The organism is Pseudarthrobacter sp. NamE2, from assembly GCF_005796205.1.
Classification (GTDB): Bacteria; Actinomycetota; Actinomycetes; order Actinomycetales; family Micrococcaceae; genus Arthrobacter.
Window position 1 is genome coordinate 256,323 of sequence record NZ_VAHN01000003.1, and the last position, 22,904, is coordinate 279,226.

22 protein-coding genes are annotated in these 22,904 nt (G+C 66.3%); 19 read left to right on the top strand and 3 right to left on the bottom strand.

Annotated elements, in window-relative coordinates:
• Positions 1-32: 32 nt before the first annotated feature.
• From dapA to FDW83_RS19380, 6 genes are all read left to right on the top strand, one after another.
• Positions 33-941 (top strand): 4-hydroxy-tetrahydrodipicolinate synthase, encoded by a 909-nt coding sequence (dapA, locus tag FDW83_RS06030; protein ID WP_138136685.1) that lies wholly within the window; start codon positions 33-35, stop codon positions 939-941.
• Between the two features lie 41 nt (positions 942-982).
• Complete coding sequence (locus tag FDW83_RS06035) at positions 983-2,674, top strand: ribonuclease J (RefSeq protein ID WP_138136686.1); 1,692 nt, start codon at positions 983-985, stop codon at positions 2,672-2,674.
• Between the two features lie 133 nt (positions 2,675-2,807).
• A complete protein-coding gene (locus FDW83_RS06040; RefSeq protein ID WP_138136687.1) occupies positions 2,808-5,693 on the top strand; it encodes a DNA translocase FtsK in 2,886 nt (961 codons plus the stop codon).
• A 23-nt stretch (positions 5,694-5,716) separates the two neighbouring features.
• Positions 5,717-6,361 carry a CDP-diacylglycerol--glycerol-3-phosphate 3-phosphatidyltransferase gene (pgsA, locus tag FDW83_RS06045; RefSeq protein ID WP_138136688.1) on the top strand — a complete coding sequence of 215 codons (645 nt, stop codon included), beginning with the start codon at positions 5,717-5,719 and terminating at the stop codon, positions 6,359-6,361.
• Positions 6,358-6,837, top strand: coding sequence for a CinA family protein (locus FDW83_RS06050; protein WP_138136689.1), 480 nt, complete (start codon positions 6,358-6,360; stop codon positions 6,835-6,837). Before pgsA ends, FDW83_RS06050 begins: the two co-directional genes overlap by 4 nt.
• Positions 6,838-7,041: 204 nt before the next feature.
• Positions 7,042-7,482: a helix-turn-helix domain-containing protein gene (locus tag FDW83_RS19380; protein ID WP_138136690.1), complete on the top strand. Its 441-nt coding sequence runs from the start codon at positions 7,042-7,044 to the stop codon at positions 7,480-7,482.
• 88 nt (positions 7,483-7,570) lie between these two features.
• Here FDW83_RS19380 and FDW83_RS06060 read toward each other — a convergent pair whose 3' ends face one another.
• Positions 7,571-8,104, bottom strand: coding sequence for a MarR family winged helix-turn-helix transcriptional regulator (locus FDW83_RS06060; protein WP_138136691.1), 534 nt, complete (start codon positions 8,102-8,104; stop codon positions 7,571-7,573).
• Positions 8,105-8,145: 41 nt separating this feature from the next.
• Here FDW83_RS06060 and FDW83_RS06065 point away from each other — a divergent pair, with 41 nt between their 5' ends.
• From FDW83_RS06065 to dapF, 6 genes are all read left to right on the top strand, one after another.
• The gene (locus FDW83_RS06065; RefSeq protein ID WP_138136692.1) at positions 8,146-8,370 is read left to right on the top strand and encodes a DUF3046 domain-containing protein; all 225 of its coding nucleotides are present in this window, start codon (positions 8,146-8,148) and stop codon (positions 8,368-8,370) included.
• 211 nt (positions 8,371-8,581) lie between these two features.
• Positions 8,582-9,637, top strand: a complete 1,056-nt coding sequence (recA, locus tag FDW83_RS06070) for a recombinase RecA (protein WP_138136693.1) — start codon at positions 8,582-8,584, stop codon at positions 9,635-9,637.
• Between the two features lie 159 nt (positions 9,638-9,796).
• On the top strand, positions 9,797-10,267 hold the full coding sequence (locus tag FDW83_RS06075; RefSeq protein WP_240720875.1) for a regulatory protein RecX: 471 nt from the start codon (positions 9,797-9,799) through the stop codon (positions 10,265-10,267).
• A gap of 76 nt (positions 10,268-10,343) precedes the next feature.
• A complete protein-coding gene (gene miaB, locus FDW83_RS06080) occupies positions 10,344-11,906 on the top strand; it encodes a tRNA (N6-isopentenyl adenosine(37)-C2)-methylthiotransferase MiaB (protein ID WP_138136695.1) in 1,563 nt (520 codons plus the stop codon).
• A gap of 3 nt (positions 11,907-11,909) precedes the next feature.
• Entirely contained in the window at positions 11,910-12,806 is an 897-nt protein-coding gene (miaA, locus tag FDW83_RS06085) for a tRNA (adenosine(37)-N6)-dimethylallyltransferase MiaA (RefSeq protein WP_138136696.1), read from the top strand.
• A gap of 60 nt (positions 12,807-12,866) precedes the next feature.
• The gene (gene dapF / locus FDW83_RS06090; RefSeq protein WP_138136697.1) at positions 12,867-13,811 is read left to right on the top strand and encodes a diaminopimelate epimerase; all 945 of its coding nucleotides are present in this window, start codon (positions 12,867-12,869) and stop codon (positions 13,809-13,811) included.
• Here dapF and FDW83_RS06095 read toward each other — a convergent pair.
• Positions 13,792-14,406 (bottom strand): class I SAM-dependent methyltransferase, encoded by a 615-nt coding sequence (locus tag FDW83_RS06095; RefSeq protein WP_138136698.1) that lies wholly within the window; start codon positions 14,404-14,406, stop codon positions 13,792-13,794. The genes dapF and FDW83_RS06095 overlap by 20 nt on opposite strands.
• A gap of 441 nt (positions 14,407-14,847) precedes the next feature.
• Between FDW83_RS06095 and hflX the strand changes: the two genes are divergently transcribed.
• Both hflX and FDW83_RS06105 read left to right on the top strand, forming a co-directional pair.
• Positions 14,848-16,425: a GTPase HflX gene (gene hflX / locus FDW83_RS06100; protein WP_138136699.1), complete on the top strand. Its 1,578-nt coding sequence runs from the start codon at positions 14,848-14,850 to the stop codon at positions 16,423-16,425.
• On the top strand, positions 16,418-18,475 hold the full coding sequence (locus FDW83_RS06105) for an ATP-dependent DNA helicase (protein ID WP_138136700.1): 2,058 nt from the start codon (positions 16,418-16,420) through the stop codon (positions 18,473-18,475). The genes hflX and FDW83_RS06105 overlap by 8 nt, the downstream gene beginning before the upstream one ends.
• Before the next feature lie 69 nt (positions 18,476-18,544).
• On the opposite strand, the gene lexA is transcribed toward FDW83_RS06105, so the two are convergent.
• Positions 18,545-19,282 carry a transcriptional repressor LexA gene (gene lexA, locus FDW83_RS06110; RefSeq protein WP_138136701.1) on the bottom strand — a complete coding sequence of 246 codons (738 nt, stop codon included), beginning with the start codon at positions 19,280-19,282 and terminating at the stop codon, positions 18,545-18,547.
• A 385-nt stretch (positions 19,283-19,667) separates the two neighbouring features.
• Here lexA and FDW83_RS06115 point away from each other — a divergent pair, with 385 nt between their 5' ends.
• From FDW83_RS06115 to FDW83_RS19080, 5 genes are all read left to right on the top strand, one after another.
• A complete protein-coding gene (locus tag FDW83_RS06115; protein WP_138136702.1) occupies positions 19,668-20,093 on the top strand; it encodes a LysM peptidoglycan-binding domain-containing protein in 426 nt (141 codons plus the stop codon).
• Positions 20,094-20,169: 76 nt separating this feature from the next.
• Positions 20,170-21,288 (top strand): histidinol-phosphate transaminase, encoded by a 1,119-nt coding sequence (locus FDW83_RS06120; protein WP_138136703.1) that lies wholly within the window; start codon positions 20,170-20,172, stop codon positions 21,286-21,288.
• A gap of 61 nt (positions 21,289-21,349) precedes the next feature.
• Entirely contained in the window at positions 21,350-21,976 is a 627-nt protein-coding gene (gene hisB / locus FDW83_RS06125; protein ID WP_138136704.1) for an imidazoleglycerol-phosphate dehydratase HisB, read from the top strand.
• Positions 21,973-22,737, top strand: a complete 765-nt coding sequence (gene hisH / locus FDW83_RS06130; protein ID WP_138136705.1) for an imidazole glycerol phosphate synthase subunit HisH — start codon at positions 21,973-21,975, stop codon at positions 22,735-22,737. Before hisB ends, hisH begins: the two co-directional genes overlap by 4 nt.
• Positions 22,738-22,899, top strand: coding sequence for a hypothetical protein (locus tag FDW83_RS19080; protein WP_171027463.1), 162 nt, complete (start codon positions 22,738-22,740; stop codon positions 22,897-22,899). It begins immediately after the preceding gene.
• The last annotated feature ends 5 nt before the right edge of the window (positions 22,900-22,904 follow it).

Sequence of the window (22,904 nt, forward strand, 5' to 3'; positions counted from 1 at the left end):
TAACCTGCCGGGGACAGGGTAACGTTTTTGCCATGGCTGACTCTTCCGCGCACATCCCCGCCCTCGGTACCCTCCTGACCGCCATGGTCACGCCGTTCACCAAGGACGGCGCCGTGGATTACGAGCAGGCAGCGGCGTTGGCCGGCAAGCTGGTGGACGACGGCTGTGACGGCCTTGTGGTCACCGGCACCACGGGTGAAACCTCCACCCTGACGGACGAAGAGAACCTTGGAATGTTCCGCGCCGTCAAGGAAGCCGTTGGCGGCCGCGCGGCCATCATCGCCGGCACCGGCACCAACGACACTGCGCACTCCCTGCACCTTTCGCGGCAGGCCGCGGCCCTCGGCGTCGACGGCCTCCTGCTGGTCACCCCGTACTACAACAAGCCAAGCCAGGCAGGCGTGCGCGCGCACTTCGAAACCGTCGCCTCCGCCGTCGACATCCCCGTGATGCTGTACGACATCCCGGGCCGCTCCTCCATTGCCATTGAGCCGGACACCATGATCCGCCTGGCACAGCACCCGAACATCGTGGCCGTCAAGGACGCCAAGGCGGACCTCGTCACGGCCACCCGCGTCATGGCGGAAACCGACCTCCTCTTCTACTCGGGCGACGACGGACTGACGCTGCCCTGGATGGCGCTGGGAGCCGTCGGGCTGGTGGGCGTCACAACGCACGTTGCCACCCGCCGTTTCCGCGAACTCATCGACGCCGTCAACGCCAACGACCTCGGCACCGCCCGGAAGATCAACTTCGAACTCCAGCCGGTAGTCCGCGCCACCATGAGCCGGGTCCAGGGCGCCGTGGCGGCCAAGCAGATTCTTAAGTGGCAGGGAGTGCTGCCCAACTCGATTGTCCGTTTGCCCCTCGTGGAGCCGGACGAAGCCGAGATCGAAACCATCCGCGGGGATTTGGCGGAAGCGGGGCTGGTCTACTCCTGAGGACGACGACCGGCACCCTTCCGCCTGGAAAGTAGTGCAATATGACCCAAACCGCCCTTACCGGCCTTGTTACCCCTCCCCGCCTGCCTGCCGGCACGCTGCGGATCGTTCCGCTCGGCGGCCTGGGGGAAATCGGCCGGAACATGGCCGTGTTCGAAATCGACGGCAAGCTGCTGGTCGTGGACTGCGGCGTCCTCTTCCCGGAGGAAACCCAGCCCGGCGTTGATCTGATCCTGCCGGACTTTTCGTACATCGAGGACCGGCTGGACGATGTTGTTGCCGTGGTCCTCACCCACGGGCACGAGGACCACATCGGTGCTGTCCCGTACCTGCTGCGGCTGCGCAACGATATACCGCTGGTGGGCTCGCAGCTGACCCTTGCGCTGATCGAGGCCAAGCTGCAGGAGCACCGTATCCGTCCCTACACCTTGTCAGTGGAGGAAGGGCAGGTCGAAAGGTTCGGGCCGTTCGAATGCGAGTTCGTTGCCGTCAACCACTCGATCCCGGACGCCCTCGCCGTGTTCATCCGCACCGCCGGCGGTACGGTCCTGCACACCGGCGACTTCAAGATGGACCAGTTGCCGCTGGACGGACGCATCACGGACCTGCGCCACTTCGCCAAGCTCGGCGAAGAAGGCGTCGACCTGTTCATGTCCGACTCCACCAACGCGGACATCCCCGGCTTCACCACCGCGGAAAAGGAAATCGGCCCCACACTGGAGCGCGTTTTCGCCCAGGCTGCCAAGCGGATCATCGTGGCGTCCTTCTCCTCCCACGTCCACCGGGTCCAGCAGGTGCTGGATGCGGCCGCAAAACACAACCGCAAGGTGGCGTTCGTGGGCCGGTCGATGGTCCGCAACATGGCTATCGCGGAAAAACTCGGCTACCTGGATGTACCGCCCGGGCTGATCGTCGACATCAAGAACATCGACAACCTGCCGGACAACCGGGTGGTGCTCATGTCCACCGGTTCACAGGGCGAACCCATGGCCGCCCTGTCCAGGATGGCCAACGGCGACCACCGTGTGGTGGTGGGCGACGGCGACACCGTCATCCTGGCCTCCAGCCTGATCCCCGGCAATGAAAACGCAGTGTTCCGGATCATCAACGGCCTCCTGAAACTCGGCGCCGACGTCATCCACAAAGGCAACGCCAAGGTGCACGTCTCCGGACACGCCGCCGCGGGTGAACTGCTCTACTGCTACAACATCCTGGAACCCCTCAACGCCATGCCCGTGCACGGGGAAACCCGGCACCTGATGGCCAACGGCAAGATCGCCATAGAGTCCGGCGTTCCCGCGGCCAGCGTCATCCTGGCCGACAACGGCACCGTGGTGGACCTCAAGGACCACCGGGCCGACGTGGTGGGCCAGGTCGAAGTCGGCTTTGTCTACGTGGACGGCTCCAGCGTTGGCGAGATCACCGACGCGGACCTCAAGGACCGGCGAATCCTCGGTGATGAAGGCTTTATCTCCATCATCACAGTGATTCACCGTGCCACCGGCAAGGTGGTCTCCGGACCGGAAATCCATGCACGGGGCGTGGCTGAGGACGACTCCGTCTTCGACGACATCATCCCCAAGATCAACAGCGCCCTGGAGGAAGCCGTCCTCAACCACGCGGACCACACCACGCACCAGCTGCAGCAGGTTGTCCGCAGGGTGGTGGGCACCTGGGTCAACCGCAAACTGCGCCGGCGTCCCATGATCATTCCGGTGGTCCTCGAAGCCTGACGGCGGCTGTCCCTCCCTGTCCGCCTCGGCCCGCGAAAGGTCCGGTTCCACGGAACCGGACCTTTCGCGTCCGACCAGCCCGGAGGCCCCGAAATCCCCGGGTTTCCGGCTCGGCTCCGGTAGCGTGGCTACTATGGCCACACGTACTACCTCCGCGCCCAAAGGAACCGGCAGGGGCACCTCCGGCAGCTCCACGGGCCGCGGTTCCGGCTCGGCATCATCCAAGTCCGGCCGGGGCGGAGGCTCCTCCAGCACGGCCCGAACCCGGCAGCTTCCCGCCGTTGAGCACCACCAGCCGTGGCTGCTGAAGGTAGTTGGCGGCGCCTGGCTGGGAGTCGGCCACCTGGTGGGCGGGGGAGTCCGCCGGATCGGCCACGACGTCAGCGACCTGCCCGCCGAGGACCGGCGCGACGGCGCAGCCCTGTTCAACCTTGTCCTCGGCATCTTCATTGCCACCTTCGCCTGGTGGGGCCTGACGGGCTGGTTCCCGGACGCAGTGTACGCCGTGGTCAACGGCACCTTTGGCTGGATCTCGCTGCTCCTGCCGCTGATGCTGTTCGTGTGCGCCTTCCGGCTTTTCCGCCAACCCTCGGACGGCCGTGGAAACAACAGGGTGGGCATCGGCTTCCTGGTGATGACGTTCGCCGGCTGCGGCCTCGCCCACATGCTGGGCGGCCAGCCCACCGTTGCCCAGGGCTTCGACGGCCTGCGCCAGGCCGGCGGCATGCTGGGGTTCCTCGCCGCCACGCCGCTGGCAGCCATCCACGCCGCAGTGCCGCTCGTCCTCTACAGCCTCCTGGCCTTCGTGTCCCTGCTGATCATCACCGCCACCCCGTTCACCGCCATTCCGCGGCGCCTGCGTGCGGCGTACGAGCACCTTATGGGCGTTGACCTGATCGAGCAGGAACAGGACAAGGATGTCCATGACCGCAGCTACCTCGACCGCACCCCTCAGGCCGCTCCCAAGAAGAAGAAGCGGAAGCTGTTCGGCAAAGACGAGGACAAGTCCGACGCCGGCCTGGAAGGGTATGTGGGCGACGAGGCCTTCGAGCATGCCGTCATCGACGACGACGACGCCCAGCCGCCGCGCCCCGCACCGGGGGTCCGCCGGCCCACCCAGGCCGAGATCGCCGTCGAAAAGATCAAGGCGGCCCAGGGGCTGGGCGCCGCCAACGCCTCCGCGGGGGAGAACGCCACAGAGGCCATCCCGATGGTCACACCCGGGATGGCTCCACCCCCGGGCAAGCCTGCCGCGGCACCTACCGTGCCCTCCACCCCCGTTGCGCCCGCCCCGCCGCCCACGCCCATCCCGCAGCGCACCGAACAACTGTCGCTGGCGGGCGACGTGACGTACACGCTGCCGGCGTCGGACTTCCTGACGCCCGGCTCGGTGCCGAAGGAGCGCACCGAAGCCAATGACGCCGTCGTCGCCGCCCTGACCGACACCCTCCAGCAGTTCAACGTGGATGCAACCGTCACCGGCTTCAGCCGCGGCCCCACTGTCACCCGCTACGAAATCGAGCTCGCGCCGGGCACCAAGGTGGAACGCGTTACCGCGCTGTCCAAGAACATTTCCTACGCCGTTGCCTCCAGCGACGTCCGCATCCTGAGCCCCATCCCGGGCAAGTCAGCCATCGGTATCGAGATCCCCAACACGGACCGCGAAACCGTGTCGCTGGGTGACGTCCTGCGGAGCCAGAACGCGCGCCGCACCGACCACCCCATGGTGATGGGCGTCGGCAAGGACGTGGAAGGCGGCTACGTGGTGGCCAACCTGGCCAAGATGCCGCACCTGCTGGTGGCCGGCGCCACCGGCGCCGGTAAGTCGTCCTTCGTCAACTCGATGATCACCTCCATCCTGATGCGCGCCACCCCGGACGAAGTCCGCATGGTGATGGTGGACCCTAAGCGCGTGGAGCTGACCGCCTACGAAGGCGTGCCGCACCTCATCACACCCATCATCACCAACCCCAAGAAAGCCGCCGAAGCTCTTCAATGGGTGGTGCGCGAGATGGACGCCCGCTACGACGACCTTGCCAACTACGGCTTCAAGCACATCGACGACTTCAACAAGGCCGTGCGGGCGGGCAAGGTCCAGCCCCCGCCGGACTCCAAGCGCGTGATCCGCCCCTACCCGTACCTGCTGGTGATCGTGGACGAACTTGCCGACCTCATGATGGTGGCGCCGCGGGACGTGGAAGACTCGATCGTCCGCATCACCCAGCTGGCCCGTGCCGCCGGCATCCACCTGGTCCTGGCCACCCAGCGCCCGTCCGTGGATGTGGTGACCGGCCTCATCAAGGCCAACGTGCCCTCCCGCATGGCCTTCGCCACCTCCTCCGTCACGGACTCCCGCGTCGTGCTGGACCAGCCCGGCGCCGAAAAGCTGATCGGCCAGGGCGACGCACTGTTCCTGCCCATGGGTGCCTCCAAAGCCATGCGTGTCCAGGGCGCATGGGTCTCGGAGTCCGAGATCCACAAGGTCGTCGAGCACGTCAAGACACAGCTGCAGGCCGTGTACCGTGACGACGTTGCCCCCGAGGCGGAAAAGAAGCAGATCGACGACGACATCGGGGACGATCTCGAGGTTTTGTTGCAGGCCACCGAACTCGTGGTCACCACGCAGTTCGGCTCGACTTCCATGCTGCAGCGCAAGCTCCGCGTCGGCTTTGCCAAGGCGGGCCGGCTTATGGACCTGCTGGAGTCCAGGGGAGTGGTGGGGCCCTCCGAGGGGTCCAAGGCCCGTGACGTCCTGGTGAAGCCGGACGACCTCGCGGCCGTGCTGGCCGCCATGAAGGGCCAGGAGGCTCCCGCCTCGGCGGACGCCCAGACAGCTGCCCTCAGTGACAACGCCAACGCCAACATCGCGCAGGGCGGTTACGCCGAGGACCTCGTGGCAGCCGACCTGGAACAGCGGAAGCAGAAGGTCGAATACTACGACGGCTCGGACACCGCTCCCGGCGGTTACGGCGATGACGACGACGGGTCCGAGGACGCCTGGTCCCTCACCGGGCGCTAGCCGGAAGAATGTAGCCTAGAAAAGTGACAAGCACCGATGCAGCAGCCGCCGGCCCCGGCCGGGCCGGGGTCTGGAACCTTCCCAATGTCCTGACCATGATCCGCATCGCGCTGGTGCCGTTCTTCGTCTGGTTCCTGATCGCCGACGCCCCGGGCTTGCGCAGCGAGTCCGGGCTGTGGCGCTGGGCCGCGGTGCTGGCATTCGCCGTCGCCATCTACACGGACAAGCTCGACGGCGACATCGCCAGGAGCCGCAACCTCATCACGGACTTCGGCAAGATTGCCGATCCGATCGCCGACAAGCTCCTCATCGGTTCGGCACTGGTTATGCTGTCCCTGCTGGGTGAACTGCCCTGGTGGATGACCCTGGTCATCCTTATCCGTGAATGGGGCATTACCGGCCTGCGGTTCTTCGTCATCCGGTATGGCGTTATTCCCGCATCCCGTGGCGGCAAGCTGAAAACCGTGGTGCAGACCGCCGCGATCTTCCTTTACCTCCTGCCGTTGGCGGCCTTCGCACCCTGGCTGTCCTGGGTGGCCTTTGCCGTAATGCTGGCAGCGGTCATCATCACCGTCTGGACCGGCGTCGAGTATGTTATGGAAGCACTGCGGCTGCGGGCAAGGGGCAAGCGCGAGGCACGGCCGGACCACGGACAGGAGCAGGCATGACAAACCTCCACCACCTCGCCGCCCGGGCCGTGCGCCAGGCCCTCGAAGTACGGCGGACCGTGGCCACGGCCGAATCGCTCACGGCCGGGATGGTGTCCGCCGTCCTCGCCGACACCCCCGGGGCTTCCGGGATGCTGCAGGGCGGCGTGGTGGCTTACCAGAACTCGGTCAAGGAGTCCGTGCTGAACGTCGGTTCCGACCTGCTCTCGCGCGCTGGTTCCGTTGACAGTGACGTGGCCCGGGAGATGGCCGAAGGCGTCCGCACCCTCCTGCGGGCCGACGTCGGGATTTCCACCACAGGCGTGGCAGGGCCCAACGGCCATGACGGCAAGCCCGTGGGCACCGTCTTTGTCGGGGTGGCCACGGCCGGAGGCAGCTTCTCCTTCGAGTACGCGTTCGACGGCAGCCGGGCGGAGATCCGGGGCCTGGCCTGCGGCGCGGCACTCGAGAGGCTGCTGGAGGCGCTGTCCTCCTGAACCCTTCACCTGCTGATGCTTGGCTACTGCGGGACGCTGCGGCCCGGGCGAAGTTACCGGACGTAAACTTGGCGGGAACAAAAGCCGCTACCGATTAGTTATTACATTGTGTCGCTTCCGGAGAGCGGAGGCGCCTAGGATGAAGATGACCATGACGGTTCGCTTCGCGGCGGACCTGAACGATGAGGGAGCAAGGCGATACAGATGGTAAAGCAGCCCGTATCCGTAAACGGCGTTGTCCGCTGGAAGGATGTGGGCCTCGCCGACCAGATCAAGAGCGAACAGAAGGAGCGCAAGATGGTTGTACTTCGTCACGAAATTGGTGATGTCCTGCGCGATGTCCGCCAGCGTCAGGGCCGTACGCTCCGTGAAGTTTCGCACAGCGCCCGTGTCTCCCTTGGCTACCTCAGCGAGGTGGAGCGCGGCCAGAAGGAAGCATCGTCCGAGCTGCTGTCGTCAATCTGCTCGGCCCTGGATGTTCCGTTGTCCAGCATGCTCCGCGAAGTCAGCGATCGCGTGGCAGTGGCCGAAGGCGTTGCTGTTCCGGACACCGTCCCCCAGGAATTTTCCCAGCGCTACGGCCGCGACCTCGATACCGACCTCGACGGCGAACTGTCCACCGGCCTTCTCTCCGGCGCCCGCTAAGGGCGGCCCCCCGGAAGGCGGGCCCTGGATTTGCACGAAGCCCCCGGCGCAGGCCGGGGGCTTCGTTCTTGTTAAGCCGCTGCTGCTGTCAGTCCTCCTGACCGCTGGCAGGGGCGGACGCGTCTCCAGGGATACCGTCCCGCTCATAGGTGGAGTTCAACCTGGCCATGTAGCGGGCCAGTTCCTTGAGGTCCTGCACCGGCCACTCGCCCAGGCGCTCCCGGAAAACCTGGCGGCGCGCGTCCTGGACCTGGTGCATCTTCTCCTCGCCCCTGGGAGTCAGCCGGATCGCCTGTGCGCGGCGGTCAAGCGGATCAGCCTCCTTGGACACCAGGCCGATGCTTTCGAGGAACGCAATCTGCCGGCTCACGGACGGCTTGCCCACGCCGATGCTCATGGCCAGGTCCGTCAGCCGGATGGGGCCTTCCCGGCGGATCACGGTGAGGAGGCCGTACGCCGCGGGCTCCATGTCCGGGTGGACCTGGCGGGAGAGTTGGTTGGTGATGGCACGCCCGCGCCGCCAGAACAGGGTCAGCTGATGTTCCACGTTCTGCAGTGCATCATCAACGGTCGATTCGTCCGCGGGGTGTTCCGAGGGCGGCAGATCGGGGGAGTTGCTCATGGCAACAATTCTAGGGTCCCGGGCCGTGAGAGAATTTTTTGATGCGACTCAGTGACTACTGGCGGCTCATGGACGATGAATTCGGGTCGGGCTACTCCCGCGTGCTGAGCAGCACCCTGGTCCTCGCAGGCGTTGGCGGCCGGACCGCAGACCAGGCGCTGGCGGCTGGCGTGGAGCCGCGCAAGGTATGGCTGGCTGTCTGCGACGTGCAGGACGTTCCGGCCGAGCGGCGCTTGGGCCGCGACATCAAGCCGCGCGGCAACTGACTCCTTTGCCGTCGATTTTTGGGCCGCCACTTCACGGACACGCCGTGCCGCTGTTCGAATACCTGTTCGGATAAAGCTATGCTCTTCGTAGCGGGTTTTTCCACATAGCCGTAGTCATCCGGCCGGAATGTCAGTGGGTCCCCTTAGCGTCAGAGATGACCAATAAACGGCCGCGAAGGCCACCATCGAGAAAGCATTAGAGGTGTCAACCATGGCGGCAGCCCCGGATCGTGCAAAAGCGCTGGAAGCAGCGCTGGCCCAGATTGACAAGCAGTTCGGCAAGGGCTCGGTCATGCGCCTGGGCGATGAAGTCCGCGCCCCGATTGAAGTCATCCCCACTGGTTCCATCGCCCTTGACGTTGCCTTGGGAATCGGCGGCTTGCCGCGCGGCCGGGTCATCGAAATCTACGGCCCTGAATCCTCCGGTAAGACCACCGTTGCCCTGCACGCCGTGGCCAACGCCCAGCGGGCCGGCGGCATCGCCGCCTTCATCGACGCCGAACACGCGCTGGACCCGGATTACGCCGCCAAGCTGGGTGTGGACACCGACGCCCTCCTCGTCTCGCAGCCGGACACCGGTGAGCAGGCTCTGGAAATCATGGACATGCTGGTCGGCTCCGGTTCGCTGGACATCATCGTCATCGACTCCGTGGCAGCCCTGGTGCCGCGCGCGGAGATTGAAGGCGACATGGGGGACAGCCACGTCGGCCTCCAGGCCCGCCTGATGAGCCAGGCGCTGCGTAAGATCACCGGCCGGCTCAGCCAGACCAAGACCACCGCCATCTTCATCAACCAGCTTCGCGAAAAGATCGGTGTTTTCTTTGGTTCTCCGGAAACCACCACGGGTGGTAAGGCCCTGAAGTTCTACGCCTCCGTCCGCATCGACGTCCGCCGGATCCAGACGCTGAAGGAAGGCGCCGACTCCGTGGGCAACCGGACCAAGGCGAAGATCGTCAAGAACAAGATGGCCCCGCCGTTCAAGACCGCCGAGTTCGACATCATTTACGGGCAGGGCATTTCCCGTGAAGGCGGCATCATCGATATGGGCGTGGAGCACGGCATCATCAAGAAGTCCGGTTCCTGGTTCACCTACGACGGCGACCAGCTCGGCCAGGGCATGGAAAACTCCCGCCGTTTCCTCCGGGACAACCCGGAACTGGCAGCTGAACTCGAGCGTCTGATCAAGGAGAAGCTTGGGGTCGGCGTGAAGGCGGCCGAAGCCGAAGCCAAGGACTCGCCGAAGCTGAAGGCAGTCGACGGGTTCTAACCGTTGACAGGACACCAACCGGGGCGGCCCCAAACCAAGGGGGGCCGCCCGCGGCATTCCCGCCCGGTTTCGGAAGCCGGGGACGTAGATGACTTTGGCGACCCCGATGCACCCGGTTTCGGTGACGCCGAACCCGACCCCGCTTCTGTTGCGCGGGCCATTGTGTACCGCCATCTCACTGCCTCCGCCAAGAGCCGGCACCAGCTGGCGCGCAAGCTTTCCGAACGGAATATCCCTGAGGCCGTCGCGGAGGCGGTACTGGACAAGTTCCAGGAAGCCGGGCTGATCAACGACGCCGAGTTCGCCGGGATGTGGGTCCGCAGCCGGGCCCAGTCCCGGAAACTTGCCAGGGGTGCGCTCCAGCGCGAACTCGCAGACAAGGGCATTGACCACGAGACCGCATTGGCAGCCCTGGAGCAGGTCTCGGACGCCGACGAGGAGGCAGCCGCGCGGACCCTGGTGGAGCGGAAAATCCGCGCCGGCACGGATCTGTCGGACCGCGGCGAACGGGACAAAGCCACCCGGCGCCTGGCATCCATGCTCGCCCGCAAGGGCTACCAGCCGTCCCAGGCGTTCCGGATCGTCACCGAGGTACTGGACGAGCAGGCCGCCGCAAGCTTCGACCACTGACTGCAGCCGCGGCCCGCCTACGTCCCGGCGCCGGCCCGACTGCGGGTCCAGCCGCAACAGCCGGTACCCTTAACGGGTGAGTTTGACCATTCCTTCACCCCTTCCCGGTGCCGAGGCCTCCACAGGGGCCGACTCCGCTGCCCAGCCCGGCGGCACCCCCGCTCCCCGCACCTACCAGGTGCGGACTTTCGGCTGCCAGATGAACGTGCACGATTCCGAGCGGATGGCAGGCCTGCTGGAAAACGCCGGCTACGTTCCGGCAGAGGGCGAGCACGCCGACGTCGTGGTCTTCAATACCTGCGCCGTCCGTGAAAACGCCGACAACAAGCTCTACGGCAACCTCGGGATCCTGGCGCCGGTCAAGGCCGCCAACCCGGGCATGCAGATTGCCGTCGGCGGATGCCTGGCCCAAAAGGACAGGGAGACAATCCTGAAAAAGGCCCCCTGGGTGGACGCCGTCTTCGGCACCCACAACGTGGGTGCACTTCCCGCGCTGCTGGACCGCGCCCGCCACAACAATGAGGCGCAGCTGGAAATCCTGGAATCCCTGGATGTGTTCCCGTCCACGCTTCCCACCAAGCGCGACTCCGTCTACTCGGGCTGGGTGTCCATTTCCGTGGGGTGCAACAACACCTGCACGTTCTGCATCGTCCCGGCCCTCCGCGGCAAGGAGAAGGACCGCCGGCCCGGGGAGATCCTGGCCGAAATCCAGGCCCTCGTGGACGACGGCGCCATCGAGGTCACCCTGCTCGGCCAGAACGTGAACTCCTACGGCGTCGAATTCGGAGACCGCCAGGCCTTCTCCAAGCTCCTGCGCGCCTGCGGTGAAATTGAGGGCCTGGAGCGGGTGCGCTTCACCAGCCCGCATCCCGCAGCCTTCACGGACGACGTCATCGACGCCATGGCCGAGACCCCCAACGTCATGCCGCAGCTCCACATGCCGCTGCAGTCCGGCTCGGACAGCATCCTTCGTGCCATGAAGCGTTCCTACCGGTCCACCAAGTTCCTGGGCATCCTGGACAAGGTGCGCGAGAAGATTCCGCACGCCGCGATCTCCACGGACATCATCGTCGGCTTCCCCGGGGAGACCGAAGAAGACTTCCAGGCAACCCTGGACGTGGTGGAGAAGTCGCGCTTCGCCACGGCCTTCACGTTCCAGTACTCCAAGCGCCCCGGCACCCCCGCCGCCGACCTGCCGGACCAGCTGCCCAAGGCCGTGGTGCAGGAACGCTTCGAGCGCCTTACCGCCCTGCAGGACCGGATCGCCGCGGAGGAAAACCGCAAGCAGCTCGGACGCAGGGTCGAAGTGATGGTCACCGCCCAGTCCGGACGGAAGGCGGACATGACGCACAGGTTGTCAGGCCGCTCGCAGGACCAGCGCCTGGTGCACTTCTCCGTTCCCAAGGGGGCGCCGGCACCCCGGCCCGGCGACCTCGTCACCGTTACTGTCACGGAAGCGGCCGCCTTCCACCTTATCGCCGACCCCACCCTGGAGGACTACAGCCTGCGCCGCTCACGTGCAGGCGATGCCTGGGACAGGTCACAGGCCGATTCGTGCGGTGCCCCGGCACCCGCTGCCGGGAACGGGCGGAAGGGCGTCTCCCTGGGCATGCCCTCGCTGCCGCTGCGTACCCGCTGACAGGTGGGCACCCCGCCGGTCATCGCCGTCGTCGGCCCTACAGGATCCGGAAAGTCGGACCTGGCCGTCAGCCTGGCCCTGGAGCTGGACGGCGAGGTGATCAACGCTGACGCCATGCAGTTTTACCGCGGCATGGACATCGGAACTGCCAAAATCACCGTGCCCGAGCGCAGGGGAGTCCCGCACCATCTCCTGGACACCCTGGACGTGACGCAGGAAGCCAGTGTCTCGGACTTCCAGCAGCAGGCGCGCCAGCTCATTGCCGGGATCCACGCCCGGGGCAAGCGGGCCATCCTGGCCGGCGGCTCCGGCCTCTACGTCCGGGCCGCGCTGGACGTCCTGGAATTCCCCGGCACTGATCCCCAGCTGCGGCACCAGCTGGAGTCCGACCTCGCCGCCCACGGCACCGCAGCGATGCTGGACCGGCTCCGGACGGTGGACCCGGAGTCCGCCGGCAGGCTGTCCGATGACCGCCGGATCATCCGCGCCCTGGAGGTTTACCAGCTCACGGGACGGCCCTTCAGCTCGTTCATGCCCAGGCGCGAGTACTATCAGCCGGCGGTGCAGGTGGGCCTCAGTGTGGACCGGGCGGTGCTGCACGAACGCCTCGCGCTGCGGGTCCATGCCATGGTGGACAAGGGCCTGCTGGCCGAAGTCCGCCGCTTGGACGCCCAGGGGCTGCGCCGTGGCAAGACGGCCCCCCGCGCGCTTGGCTATTCCCAGTTCCTGGCCGTCATCGACGGCGAAGCAACTGTCGCAGAGGCCGCAGAAAGCACCATTGTGGCCACCCGCCAGTTCGCCCGCCGCCAGCTCACCTGGTTCCGCGCCGACCCCCGCATCAGTTGGCTTGACTGGCAGGACCCGCAGCTGGTGGCGCGCGCCGTGGAACTGTGCCGCTGACGGGCCAGGTACGTCCTGCCGGATTCGGGCCGTGCGCGTCCGGCCGGTAACCTAGGAGGCATGGATGCAACCCTCGCCGAGACCGCCGCGCCCGCCTTAAGCACGCTTGGCGGGCTCCGCTTCTCGAAGGGGCACGGCACGGGCAACGACTTTGTCCTGGTGGCCGACCCCGAGGGCGTCCACACCATAACTCCCGAGCAGGTGGCAGGGCTGTGCGACCGGCATCGCGGCATCGGCGGCGACGGACTGATCCGGGCCGTCCCCTCGCGACTCCTGCCCGAGGGGCGCGAGCTGCTGGCCGCCACCCCGAACGCGGAGTGGTTCATGGACTACCGCAACGGCGACGGTTCGCTGTCCGAGATGTGCGGCAACGGTGTCCGCGTCTTTGTCCACTTCCTCCGCGCCGAGGGCCTGGTGGACCTGCCGGACGGCGGTGCCCTCACCATCGGCACCCGGGGAGGCGTCAAGACGGTGGTCCGCACGGGGGACGACTACGCCGTGGACATGGGCCCGTGGGAATTCATCTTCCCGGGTGAGGCCACGGCCAAGGCCATGGATTCGCTGGTCACCGCGGAAGGCCTCGAGGTTCCCCGGCCCGCCCTGTCCGTGAGCATGGGCAACCCGCACACGGTGGTGGCCCTCGCCGAGCTCTCGGAACTCGCGGGCACCAAACTCTTCACGGCACCCGCCGTCGAACCAGTTCCCGCCAACGGAACCAACGTAGAGTTCGTTGTACCGGCTGAACCGCTGGTCCACGACGGCGTAGGTTCAATCACCATGCGCGTCCACGAGCGGGGCGTTGGCGAGACCCAGTCCTGCGGAACCGGAGCGTGCGCTGCCGCCGTCGCCATCCGCCACTGGGCAGGCGCCGGGGCTCCGGACAGCTGGCGGGTTCATGTCCCCGGAGGAGTGGTGGGCGTAAAGTTCTTCTCCGGACCCGGCGGGCACGAGCACGTCGAGCTCAGCGGCCCGGCCGTGATCGTGGCTAGCGGAACGCTTTCCTGACCTTCAGGATCCGGAAGGACTTGGACGTCGATTCGCGGGTCACGGTGAACGACTCATCCAGTTCCGCCGCCAGCCAGCGCTGCAGCGAATCCGACCCGAGGTTCTTCTGCACCACCAGCCACGCCGCTCCGCCCGGGGCCAGCCGGGGCAGCCACAATTTCAGGAGCGAGTGCAGTTCGTCCTTGCCGATCCGGATGGGCGGATTCGACCAGATCGTGTCGAACCGCAGCTCCGGGTCCACGGCCTCCGGCGTGCTGGCCACAACGTTGGTCAACCCCAACGCGGCGGCATTCTCATTGGTCAGGGCGATGCAGCGCTCGTTGACATCCACCGCATAGACCGTTGAATGCGGCGCGCGCAGGGCCATGGTCAGCGCAATCGGGCCCCAGCCACACCCGATGTCGAGCAGGTTGCCGGTAGGGGAGGGGGCAGGCACTTCGGCGAGCAGGACAGCCGTACCCTTGTCGATTCCGTCAGGGCTGAAGATGCCGGTGGAAGTCTGCAGCCTGCGCGTTTCACCGGCCAGTTCAACGGTGAGGGGCTTTCGTGTGAAGGGGCCGGCGGGGGATGCGCTGAAATAATGTGCGGACTCCATAACTGGCAGAGTAGTTCCCCCTGCAGCTTAAAGTGAAAATTCGGCTTGGGGGGCTCTGCTAACCTTGTGGGCATGTTCCTGATCTTCGAGTAGCCGGCACGGGCCCTGCCCGTCCCCGCAGCCTGTCCTCGCGACAGCCCGTCCCGCAGCGACGCAGGTATTTCCTGCCTTCCGCTTGTGCACCGGACCAGGCGCATCGGCCTGCTCCGGCCGCCGGACAATACTCGAGAGTCAGCATTTCTGCTGGTCTTCCCGCCGTGCTCCGGCATCTCATCGAACCGCCGCCCGTTCATGATGCGGCACGTCCGCCGCCCGCACTGTTGCGGCGGTGCAGAGAACCAGGAGAACTGCATGACCGCAGACCGTCAGCCCAACGCGAATACTTCCCTACAGACCAGCAATCGGCACTATTCTGGAAATGCCCAATCTTCAAAGGAGACCATGACCAGCCAACCCAACACCGGATCCGAGCCAGCCGCCCAGGACATGAGCCCTGCGGAAATCCAGGCTGTCATCGACCGGATTCTCTCCAAGGACGTACCGGCCAGGAATCGCACGCCCCGCGGAGAAGAGCGTGGAAACGGCACGGCAGTGCTGGGCAAGGCCCAGGCGATCTCCAACCTCGACGAAGAGCACGGCAGTTACGACGGCGACCAGCAGGACCTCGAGGAACGCCGGGCACTGCGGCGTACGGCAGGTTTTTCCACCGAACTCGAGGACGTCACCGAGGTCGAGTACCGCCAGCTCCGCCTGGAGCGCGTGGTCCTGGCCGGGCTCTGGTCCGAGGGCACCCTCGCGGATGCCGAAAACTCGCTCCGCGAGCTGGCGGCCCTCGCCGAGACCGCCGGTTCCGAGGTGCTCGACGGCATCGTCCAGCGCAGGGAAAGACCGGATCCCGGAACATTCCTGGGCTCCGGCAAAGCCCTTGAGCTCAAGGACATCGTGATGTCCACCGGCGCAGACACCGTGGTGGTCGATGCCGAGCTGGCCCCTTCCCAGCGGCGCGGCCTTGAAGACATTGTCAAGGTCAAGGTCATCGACCGCACCGCGCTGATCCTGGACATCTTCGCCCAGCATGCCAAGAGCCGTGAAGGCAAGGCCCAGGTTGAGCTGGCCCAGCTGGAATACCTGCTTCCCCGCCTTCGCGGCTGGGGCGAGTCGATGTCCCGCCAGGCCGGTGGCCAGGTGGGCAGCGCCGCGGCCGGCATGGGTTCCCGTGGTCCCGGTGAAACGAAGATCGAACTGGACCGCCGGCGGATCCGCACGCGGATGGCCAAGCTGCGGCGCGAGATCGCCGGGATGAAGCCGGGACGCGAGACCAAACGCGCCAACCGGCGTCGTAATGCCGTCCCTTCCGTTGCCATCGCCGGGTACACCAACGCCGGCAAGTCCTCGCTGCTCAACCGGCTTACCAACGCGGGCGTCCTGGTGGAGAACGCCCTGTTCGCCACGCTGGACCCCACCATCCGCAAAGCCGAAACTGCGGACGGCCTCGGGTACACGCTGGCCGATACCGTCGGGTTCGTCCGCTCCCTGCCCACTCAGCTGGTGGAGGCCTTCCGCTCCACCCTGGAAGAGGTGGCGGACGCCGACCTGATCCTGCACGTGGTGGACGTTTCGCACCCGGACCCCGAAGGCCAGATCGCTGCCGTCCGCAAGGTCTTCAGCGAAGTGGACGCCCGCAAGGTGCCCGAGATCATCGTGTTGAACAAGGCCGACGCCGCTGATCCCTTTGTGGTGGAGCGGCTGAAGCAGCGCGAGCCCCGCCACGTCGTGGTGTCCGCTCGCACCGGTGAGGGGATCCAGGAGCTGCTGCAGGCGATCAGCGAATCGATCCCGCGGCCCAGCGTCAAGCTGGAGTTGCTCATCCCGTACCACCGCGGCGACCTGATCAGCAAGCTGCACGATTCCGATGCCGAGATCATCAGCCTGGACCATGTCGAGGCAGGCACCCGGGCGGTTGTTATGGTCCGGGAAGGCCTGGCGGCCGAACTGGAATCATTCGTCAGCAATGACTGACACCGTGGCGGGCGAAGCCACGGAGACGGCCGGCGAGCAGTTCGTCATCGAACTGCTCGACCGGGCCGTTGCCGCCATGGGTGGCCAGAGCCGGACGGGCCAGCATGACATGGCGCGGCAGGTTGCCCGGGCGATCGAGTCAGGTAACCACCTGCTGGTCCAGGCCGGGACGGGTACCGGCAAGTCGCTGGCATACCTGATACCGCTCATTGCGCATGCCCTGGAGAGCAACAAGCCCGCCCTGGTCTCCACTGCGACGCTGGCGCTCCAGACCCAGATCGTCGGCAGGGACCTGCCCCGCCTCCTCAAAGCCATCACGCCTGCCCTGGACCGCCCCGTGAAGGTGGCGCTGGTCAAGGGCCGGTCCAACTACGTGTGCCGGCACAAGCTCGAAGGCGGTTTCCCTTCTGAAGAGCCTGCAGAGGGCCAGCTGTTCTCCCTGGGCGAGGACACCAGCGTCCCGCATGTCGCCGCGGCCGTGGGCGGCCCGGCGTCCCAGCTCGGCCGGGAAGTCGTCCGGCTGAGGAAGTGGGCGGAGAAGACCGCCACAGGCGACCGTGACGAGCTCCTGCCCGGCGTGACGGACCGTGCGTGGCGGCAGGTCTCGGTGACATCCATGGAGTGCCTGGGCGCGCAGAAGTGCCCCCTTGCCGAGGAGTGCTTCAGCGAGCTTGCCCGCCAGGACGCGGCCGAGGCGGACGTTGTAGTCACCAACCACGCCATGCTGGCGGTCAGCGCTTTCGAAGGGCTTGCCGTCCTTCCTGAGTACGACGTCGTAGTGGTGGACGAGGCCCACGAACTCCAGGACCGGGTCACGGGTGCCGTCTCGGGCCAGCTTTCGGTGGCAATGGTCCACGCCGCCGCCTCGAGTGCCAGGAAACACACGGCCATCACCGTGGACGCGCTCAACGCGGCCGCCGCCAACCTTGAGCTTGCACTGGCAGGCGTGCCGGCAGGGCTGCTTCCGAACGGCCTGAATGATGAGCAGCTCGACTGCGTCGACCAGTTGCGGGAAGCCTGCCGCGCTGCCCTGTCCGATTCCAAGGGGGACAGCAGCATAACGGCCGACGGCGGCAGGCAGTTGGCGCGGTCCCGCCTGATGGTCATCCTGGAGCTTTGCGAACGGCTCCTGGCAGCCCGGGAGAACCGTGAAGTGGTGTGGTTCTCACGCGCCAGTTCCTTCGACACGGCGCAGGGCTACTCCCAGCCGGACGAAGGCGCCCCGGCGCTGATTAACATCGCACCGCTGTCCGTGGCGGCAAGGCTGCGGGAAGGCCTGTTCGCGGACCACACCGTGGTGCTGACGTCCGCCACGCTGGCCATCGGGTCGGCTTTTGAGCCCGCCGCCGGCGGCCTTGGACTGGTGGGTGACGGCGCTCCCTCGTGGACCGGCGTCGATGTCGGATCGCCCTTCGACTATCCCAGGCAGGGCATCCTGTACGTGGCCGGCCACCTGCCCAAGCCTGGGCGCGGAGCATCGCCGGAATCACTGGCAGAGCTTGAGTCCCTGATCCGTGCCTCGGGTGGGGGAGCGCTATGCCTGTTTTCCTCCCGGCGGGCGGCCGAGGAAGCGGCCGAGGCGTTGCGCCCGAAGCTGGGCGTGACGGTGCTTTGCCAGGGAGATTCCACAATGACCGCCCTGGTTAAGCAGTTCGCGGATGAGCCGGACACGTGCCTCTTCGGAACCATGTCCCTGTGGCAGGGCGTAGACGTTCCCGGCGGTTCCTGCAGGCTGGTGGTCATCGACAGGATTCCGTTCCCGCGTCCGGATGATCCTTTGATGACGGCCCGGTCGCGCGCGGTGGCGCAGGCCGGAGGGAACGGCTTCATGGCGGTTTCTGCAACGCATGCCGCGATCCGGCTGGCGCAGGGCGCGGGCCGCTTGATCCGGTCCACCGGGGACAAGGGTGTGGTGGCGGTGCTGGATCCCCGGCTTGCGACCGAACGCTACGCGGGATTCCTGCGGGGCGCGCTGCCCCCGTTTTGGGCCACCACGGACCGCAAGGTTGCCGTGGCCGCGTTGGAAAGGCTTGCCAAGGAACGGAACTGAGGGGAGCGTTGCCGCTGCGGCTGCAGGGCTGTCAATGCAGTGGTGCGCTTCCCGGAGGCTGGGAACTTGTTATAGCGAACGCAGGACCGAAACGACCTTGCCCATGATGGTGGCGTGATCGCCAAGGATGGGTTCGTACTGCGTGTTCTGCGGAAGCAGCCACGTGTGTCCGTCCCGCTGGCGGAAGGTCTTGACGGTGGCCTCGTCATCCAGGAGGGCAGCCACGATGTCCCCGTTGGCGGCGTCCGCCTGCCGGCGGACCACCACCCAGTCGCCATCGCAGATCGCGGCGTCCACCATGGAGTCGCCGGCGACTTTCAGCATAAACAGTTCGCCCTGGCCCACAAGCTGCCGGGGAAGCGGCAGGACATCTTCCACCAGCTGGTCCGCGAGGATGGGGCCGCCGGCGGCAATCCGCCCCACCAGGGGCACCATGGCGGTATCGACGGCAGTGGGCAGCTCCGTAACAGTGCCACCATCGGCCTCGTCCATAACTGCGGACGACTTAGCGGCCGGCTTCGGCAATCCGGTGTCGAGGGTGAGGGGTGTGAGGACCTCCATGGCGCGCGGCCGCTTCGGGTCCCGGCGCAGGTAGCCCAGTTTCTCCAACTGGGACAGCTGGTGTGTCACGCTCGAAAGGCTTGCGAGGCCCACGGTATCGCCGATTTCCCGCATGGACGGCGGATAGCCGTTCTCGTTGACCGATCGCTGGATGGTTTCGAGAATTTTCTTTTGCCGGGGCGTCAGGCCCTTGGTGGTCCTCTTCGGCTGAGGGGTTGCCCTGCCTCCGGTGGCTGCTGCTGCCATACTCGCAATGCCTTTCAGTCGCCACCGGGCTTTCCAAGACGCCGGACTGGGTGGGTAGCCCTCATTGTCAGACCCTGCTGATCAACTTCAAGGGTGGTTGTTCCTTGTTTCAAAACTAGGCCAGCCACTTGGCTTTTTCAAACATTTGTTCTAGCGAGTCTCGACATTGTTCGTTGATAGGTGCTAAAAACTAAGTGGCGCAATTCGAATACGTGTTCGATGCAGGAGTCGGGTTGTTCGAACATCCGGTGGATTGTCGGAGGTGCGAGTTGGGCTTGGGACACCGCCAGCAGCAAGGCCGGCAACGCGGCGTCTTCGCCAGTCAGCACATTGGCTAGGCAGCACCTTGGTTAGGCAGCACAGTTCGGTCCAGGAGGGCTAAGTCATGTCAGCTATATCCGCTTCACAGGTAAACGGCCGTCACGTCCCGGCGCAGCGGACCAAACCCGCGCAGCAGGTCAAGCGCGGGCAGCAGGCGCACCAGCGGCCTGCACCCCTGCCTCCGCTGCGGCTTACCCGGCGGGGCAAGGTGGTCCTGATCGGCATTCCGATGATGTTGCTGGCAGCCCTGTTGCTGTCCCTGGCAGGGTTCTTCAACTCGCCGGCCAAGGCTTCGGATGCGCCGGAGGATCTGGCCGTCACGCCCACCGTCACGGTGACCGTCCAGCCGGGGGAGTCCCTGTGGGCAATTGCGGGCTCGGTCGCCCCGGGACGGGACGCCCGGGATGTGGTCGCCGAGATCGTCCAGCTCAATAACCTGTCCGAGGGCACGGTCCTGCCCGGCCAGCAACTTTACATTCCCACCCGCTGAGTGCAGGGCGCACGCCCAGCGCGAACACTGCCCTGTCACATTTTCCGCTCCCCGGGGCGGCCACTAAACTGTTCAGGTGAATGACCAGCTTGAGCGCCTGAACCGGCTTCCCCTCCGCAGCAACCTTCGCGGCCTGACCCCCTATGGGGCCCCACAGCTGGATGTACCCATCCTCCTCAACGTCAATGAAAATACGCATGGCGTTCCAGCGGACGTACGCGCCGCCATCACGGCAGCTGTGTCCGAAGCTGCGGCCGGACTGAACCGCTACCCGGACCGGGAATTTACCGAGTTGCGCAAGGCGCTGGCCGAGTACCTGGGCCACGGGCTCGACGAATCCAATGTATGGGCGGCCAACGGCTCCAACGAAGTGCTCCAGCAGATCCTGCAGGCATTTGGCGGTCCCGGCCGCACCGCACTCGGCTTTCCCCCTACCTATTCCATGTATCCCCTGCTGGCCAGCGGCACGGACACCGAATACATCAAGGGGGAGCGGGCGGAAGGCTACGAGTTGAGCGCCGGGTCCGCGGCGCGCCAGGTGAAGGAACTGCGGCCCAACATCGTTTTCCTCTGTTCACCGAACAACCCCACCGGCACCGGGCTGGGGCTGGACGTCGTGGAAGCGGTCTACGAGGCCGGTGCGGAGAGCCAGACCATCGTGATCGTGGATGAGGCTTACCACGAGTTCGCCCACGACGGGACGCCCAGCGCCCTGACCCTCCTCCCCGGCAGGGAACGGTTGATCGTCTCCCGGACCATGAGCAAGGCTTTCGCCCTGGCAGGGGCGCGCCTTGGCTATATGGCCGCCGCGCCGGAAGTTGCGGATGCGCTGCGCCTGGTGCGCCTGCCCTACCACCTGTCCGCCATCACGCAGGCCACGGCCCTGGCCGCCCTGCAGCACCGTGAGGCTTTGATGGCTGACGTGGAGGACATCAAGAAGCAGCGGGACCACATCGTCAGTGAGCTCACCCGGATGGGACTCGCACCGGCTGCCTCCGACTCCAACTATGTCTTTTTCGGGGGACTGGAGAATCCGCACCAGGTGTGGCAGGAACTGCTGGATGCCGGGGTTCTGATCCGCGACGTGGGCATCCCCGGCCACCTGCGTGTTACCGCCGGCACTGAGACCGAAACCACAGCGTTCCTTACCGCCCTGGAAAGCATCCTTGCAAACCAGGCCGCCCTTCCCGCCTAGACTTGAAGTACCGGCGCTGGGCGCCCCGAAATACTTTTTCCCGCTCAAAGGACACCTGACCATGAGTTCCAACGGATCGAACACGGCCGCGGCCCGGACTGCGCGGATGGAGCGTGCCACCAGCGAGTCGTCCGTGCTTGTCGAGATCAACCTTGACGGAACCGGCATCTCGGACATCGACACCTCCGTGCCTTTCTACGACCACATGCTCACGGCCCTGTGCAAGCACTCCCTCATCGACATGACCGTCAAGGCCACGGGCGACATCCACATCGACGTCCACCACACGGTGGAAGACGTCGCCATCACTTTCGGTGAAGTGCTCCGCACCGCGCTGGGCAACAAGGCCGGCATCCGCCGGTTCGGTGAAGCCACGGTCCCGCTGGACGAGGCACTGGCCCACGCCGTGGTGGACGTTTCCGGCCGGCCCTACCTCGTCCACGGCGGCGAGCCCGCCGGGCAGGAGTACCACCTGATCGGAGGACACTTCACCGGCTCACTGACCCGTCACGTGTTCGAAGCCATCACCCTCCACGCCGGTATCTGCCTGCACATGAATGTCATCGCCGGCCGCGACCCTCACCACATCGTGGAAGCCCAGTTCAAGGCCTTTGCCCGCGCCCTTCGTGCCGCCGTCGAAACCGACCCCCGCGTCGAAGGCATCCCGTCCACCAAGGGCGCGCTGTGAGCGGGCAGGTTTTGAAGGACGGCGCCATCATCGATCCGTCGGCCTCCCGGAAGCTGCCGTCGCCGGAGGGAAAGCCCACTGTCACGGTGCTGGATTACGGCTCCGGGAACGTGCGCTCCGCCGTGCGGGCCCTGGAGCGGGCAGGTGCCGAAGTCATCCTGAGCGCCAAGCCGGACGATGTCCTGAACGCGGACGGCCTGGTGGTTCCCGGCGTCGGCGCCTTCGAAACCGTTATGCGCGAGCTTAAGGCCGTGGACGGCATCCGCCTCATCGGACGCCGGGTGGCCGGCGGCCGTCCGGTCCTGGGAATCTGCGTAGGCCTTCAGGTGCTCTTCGAAGCAGGCGTCGAACACGGCACCGAATCTGAAGGCATCGGCGAGTGGCCGGGGAAGGTGGAACTCCTGCCCGCGGACGTGGTGCCGCACATGGGCTGGAACACCGTGAAGGTGCCGGAAGGCTCCAAGCTGTTTGCCGGCGTCGAGGACGAGCGCTTCTACTTCGTGCACTCCTACGGGGTGCAGGAGTGGAACTTTGACGTCATCCAGCCGCGGATGGCGCCGCCCCTGGTGACGTGGTCCGAGCACGGCGCTCCGTTTATTGCCGCCGTCGAAAACGGCCCGCTCTGCGCCACCCAGTTCCACCCGGAGAAGTCCGGCGATGCCGGTGCGAAACTGCTCCGGAACTGGGTTGAGGCGCTGCACCGGCCTGCCGGCGGCCACGCGGCCGAAGGCGCAACGGAGCCGTCCGGCGGCACCGCGTAGATGTGGTGGTCCGTTCTCCTGATGGGGCTTGCCGGCCTGCTGGTGGGAGGCGCCCTGTCCTTTCGGCAGCAGCGCAAGCCGCTGTGGACCCAGATATCGTTCTACGTCCTGGCGGGCATGGCGCTGCTTGCCGCCTACCTGCTGACGCTGCCGGCCGCGTGACCGGC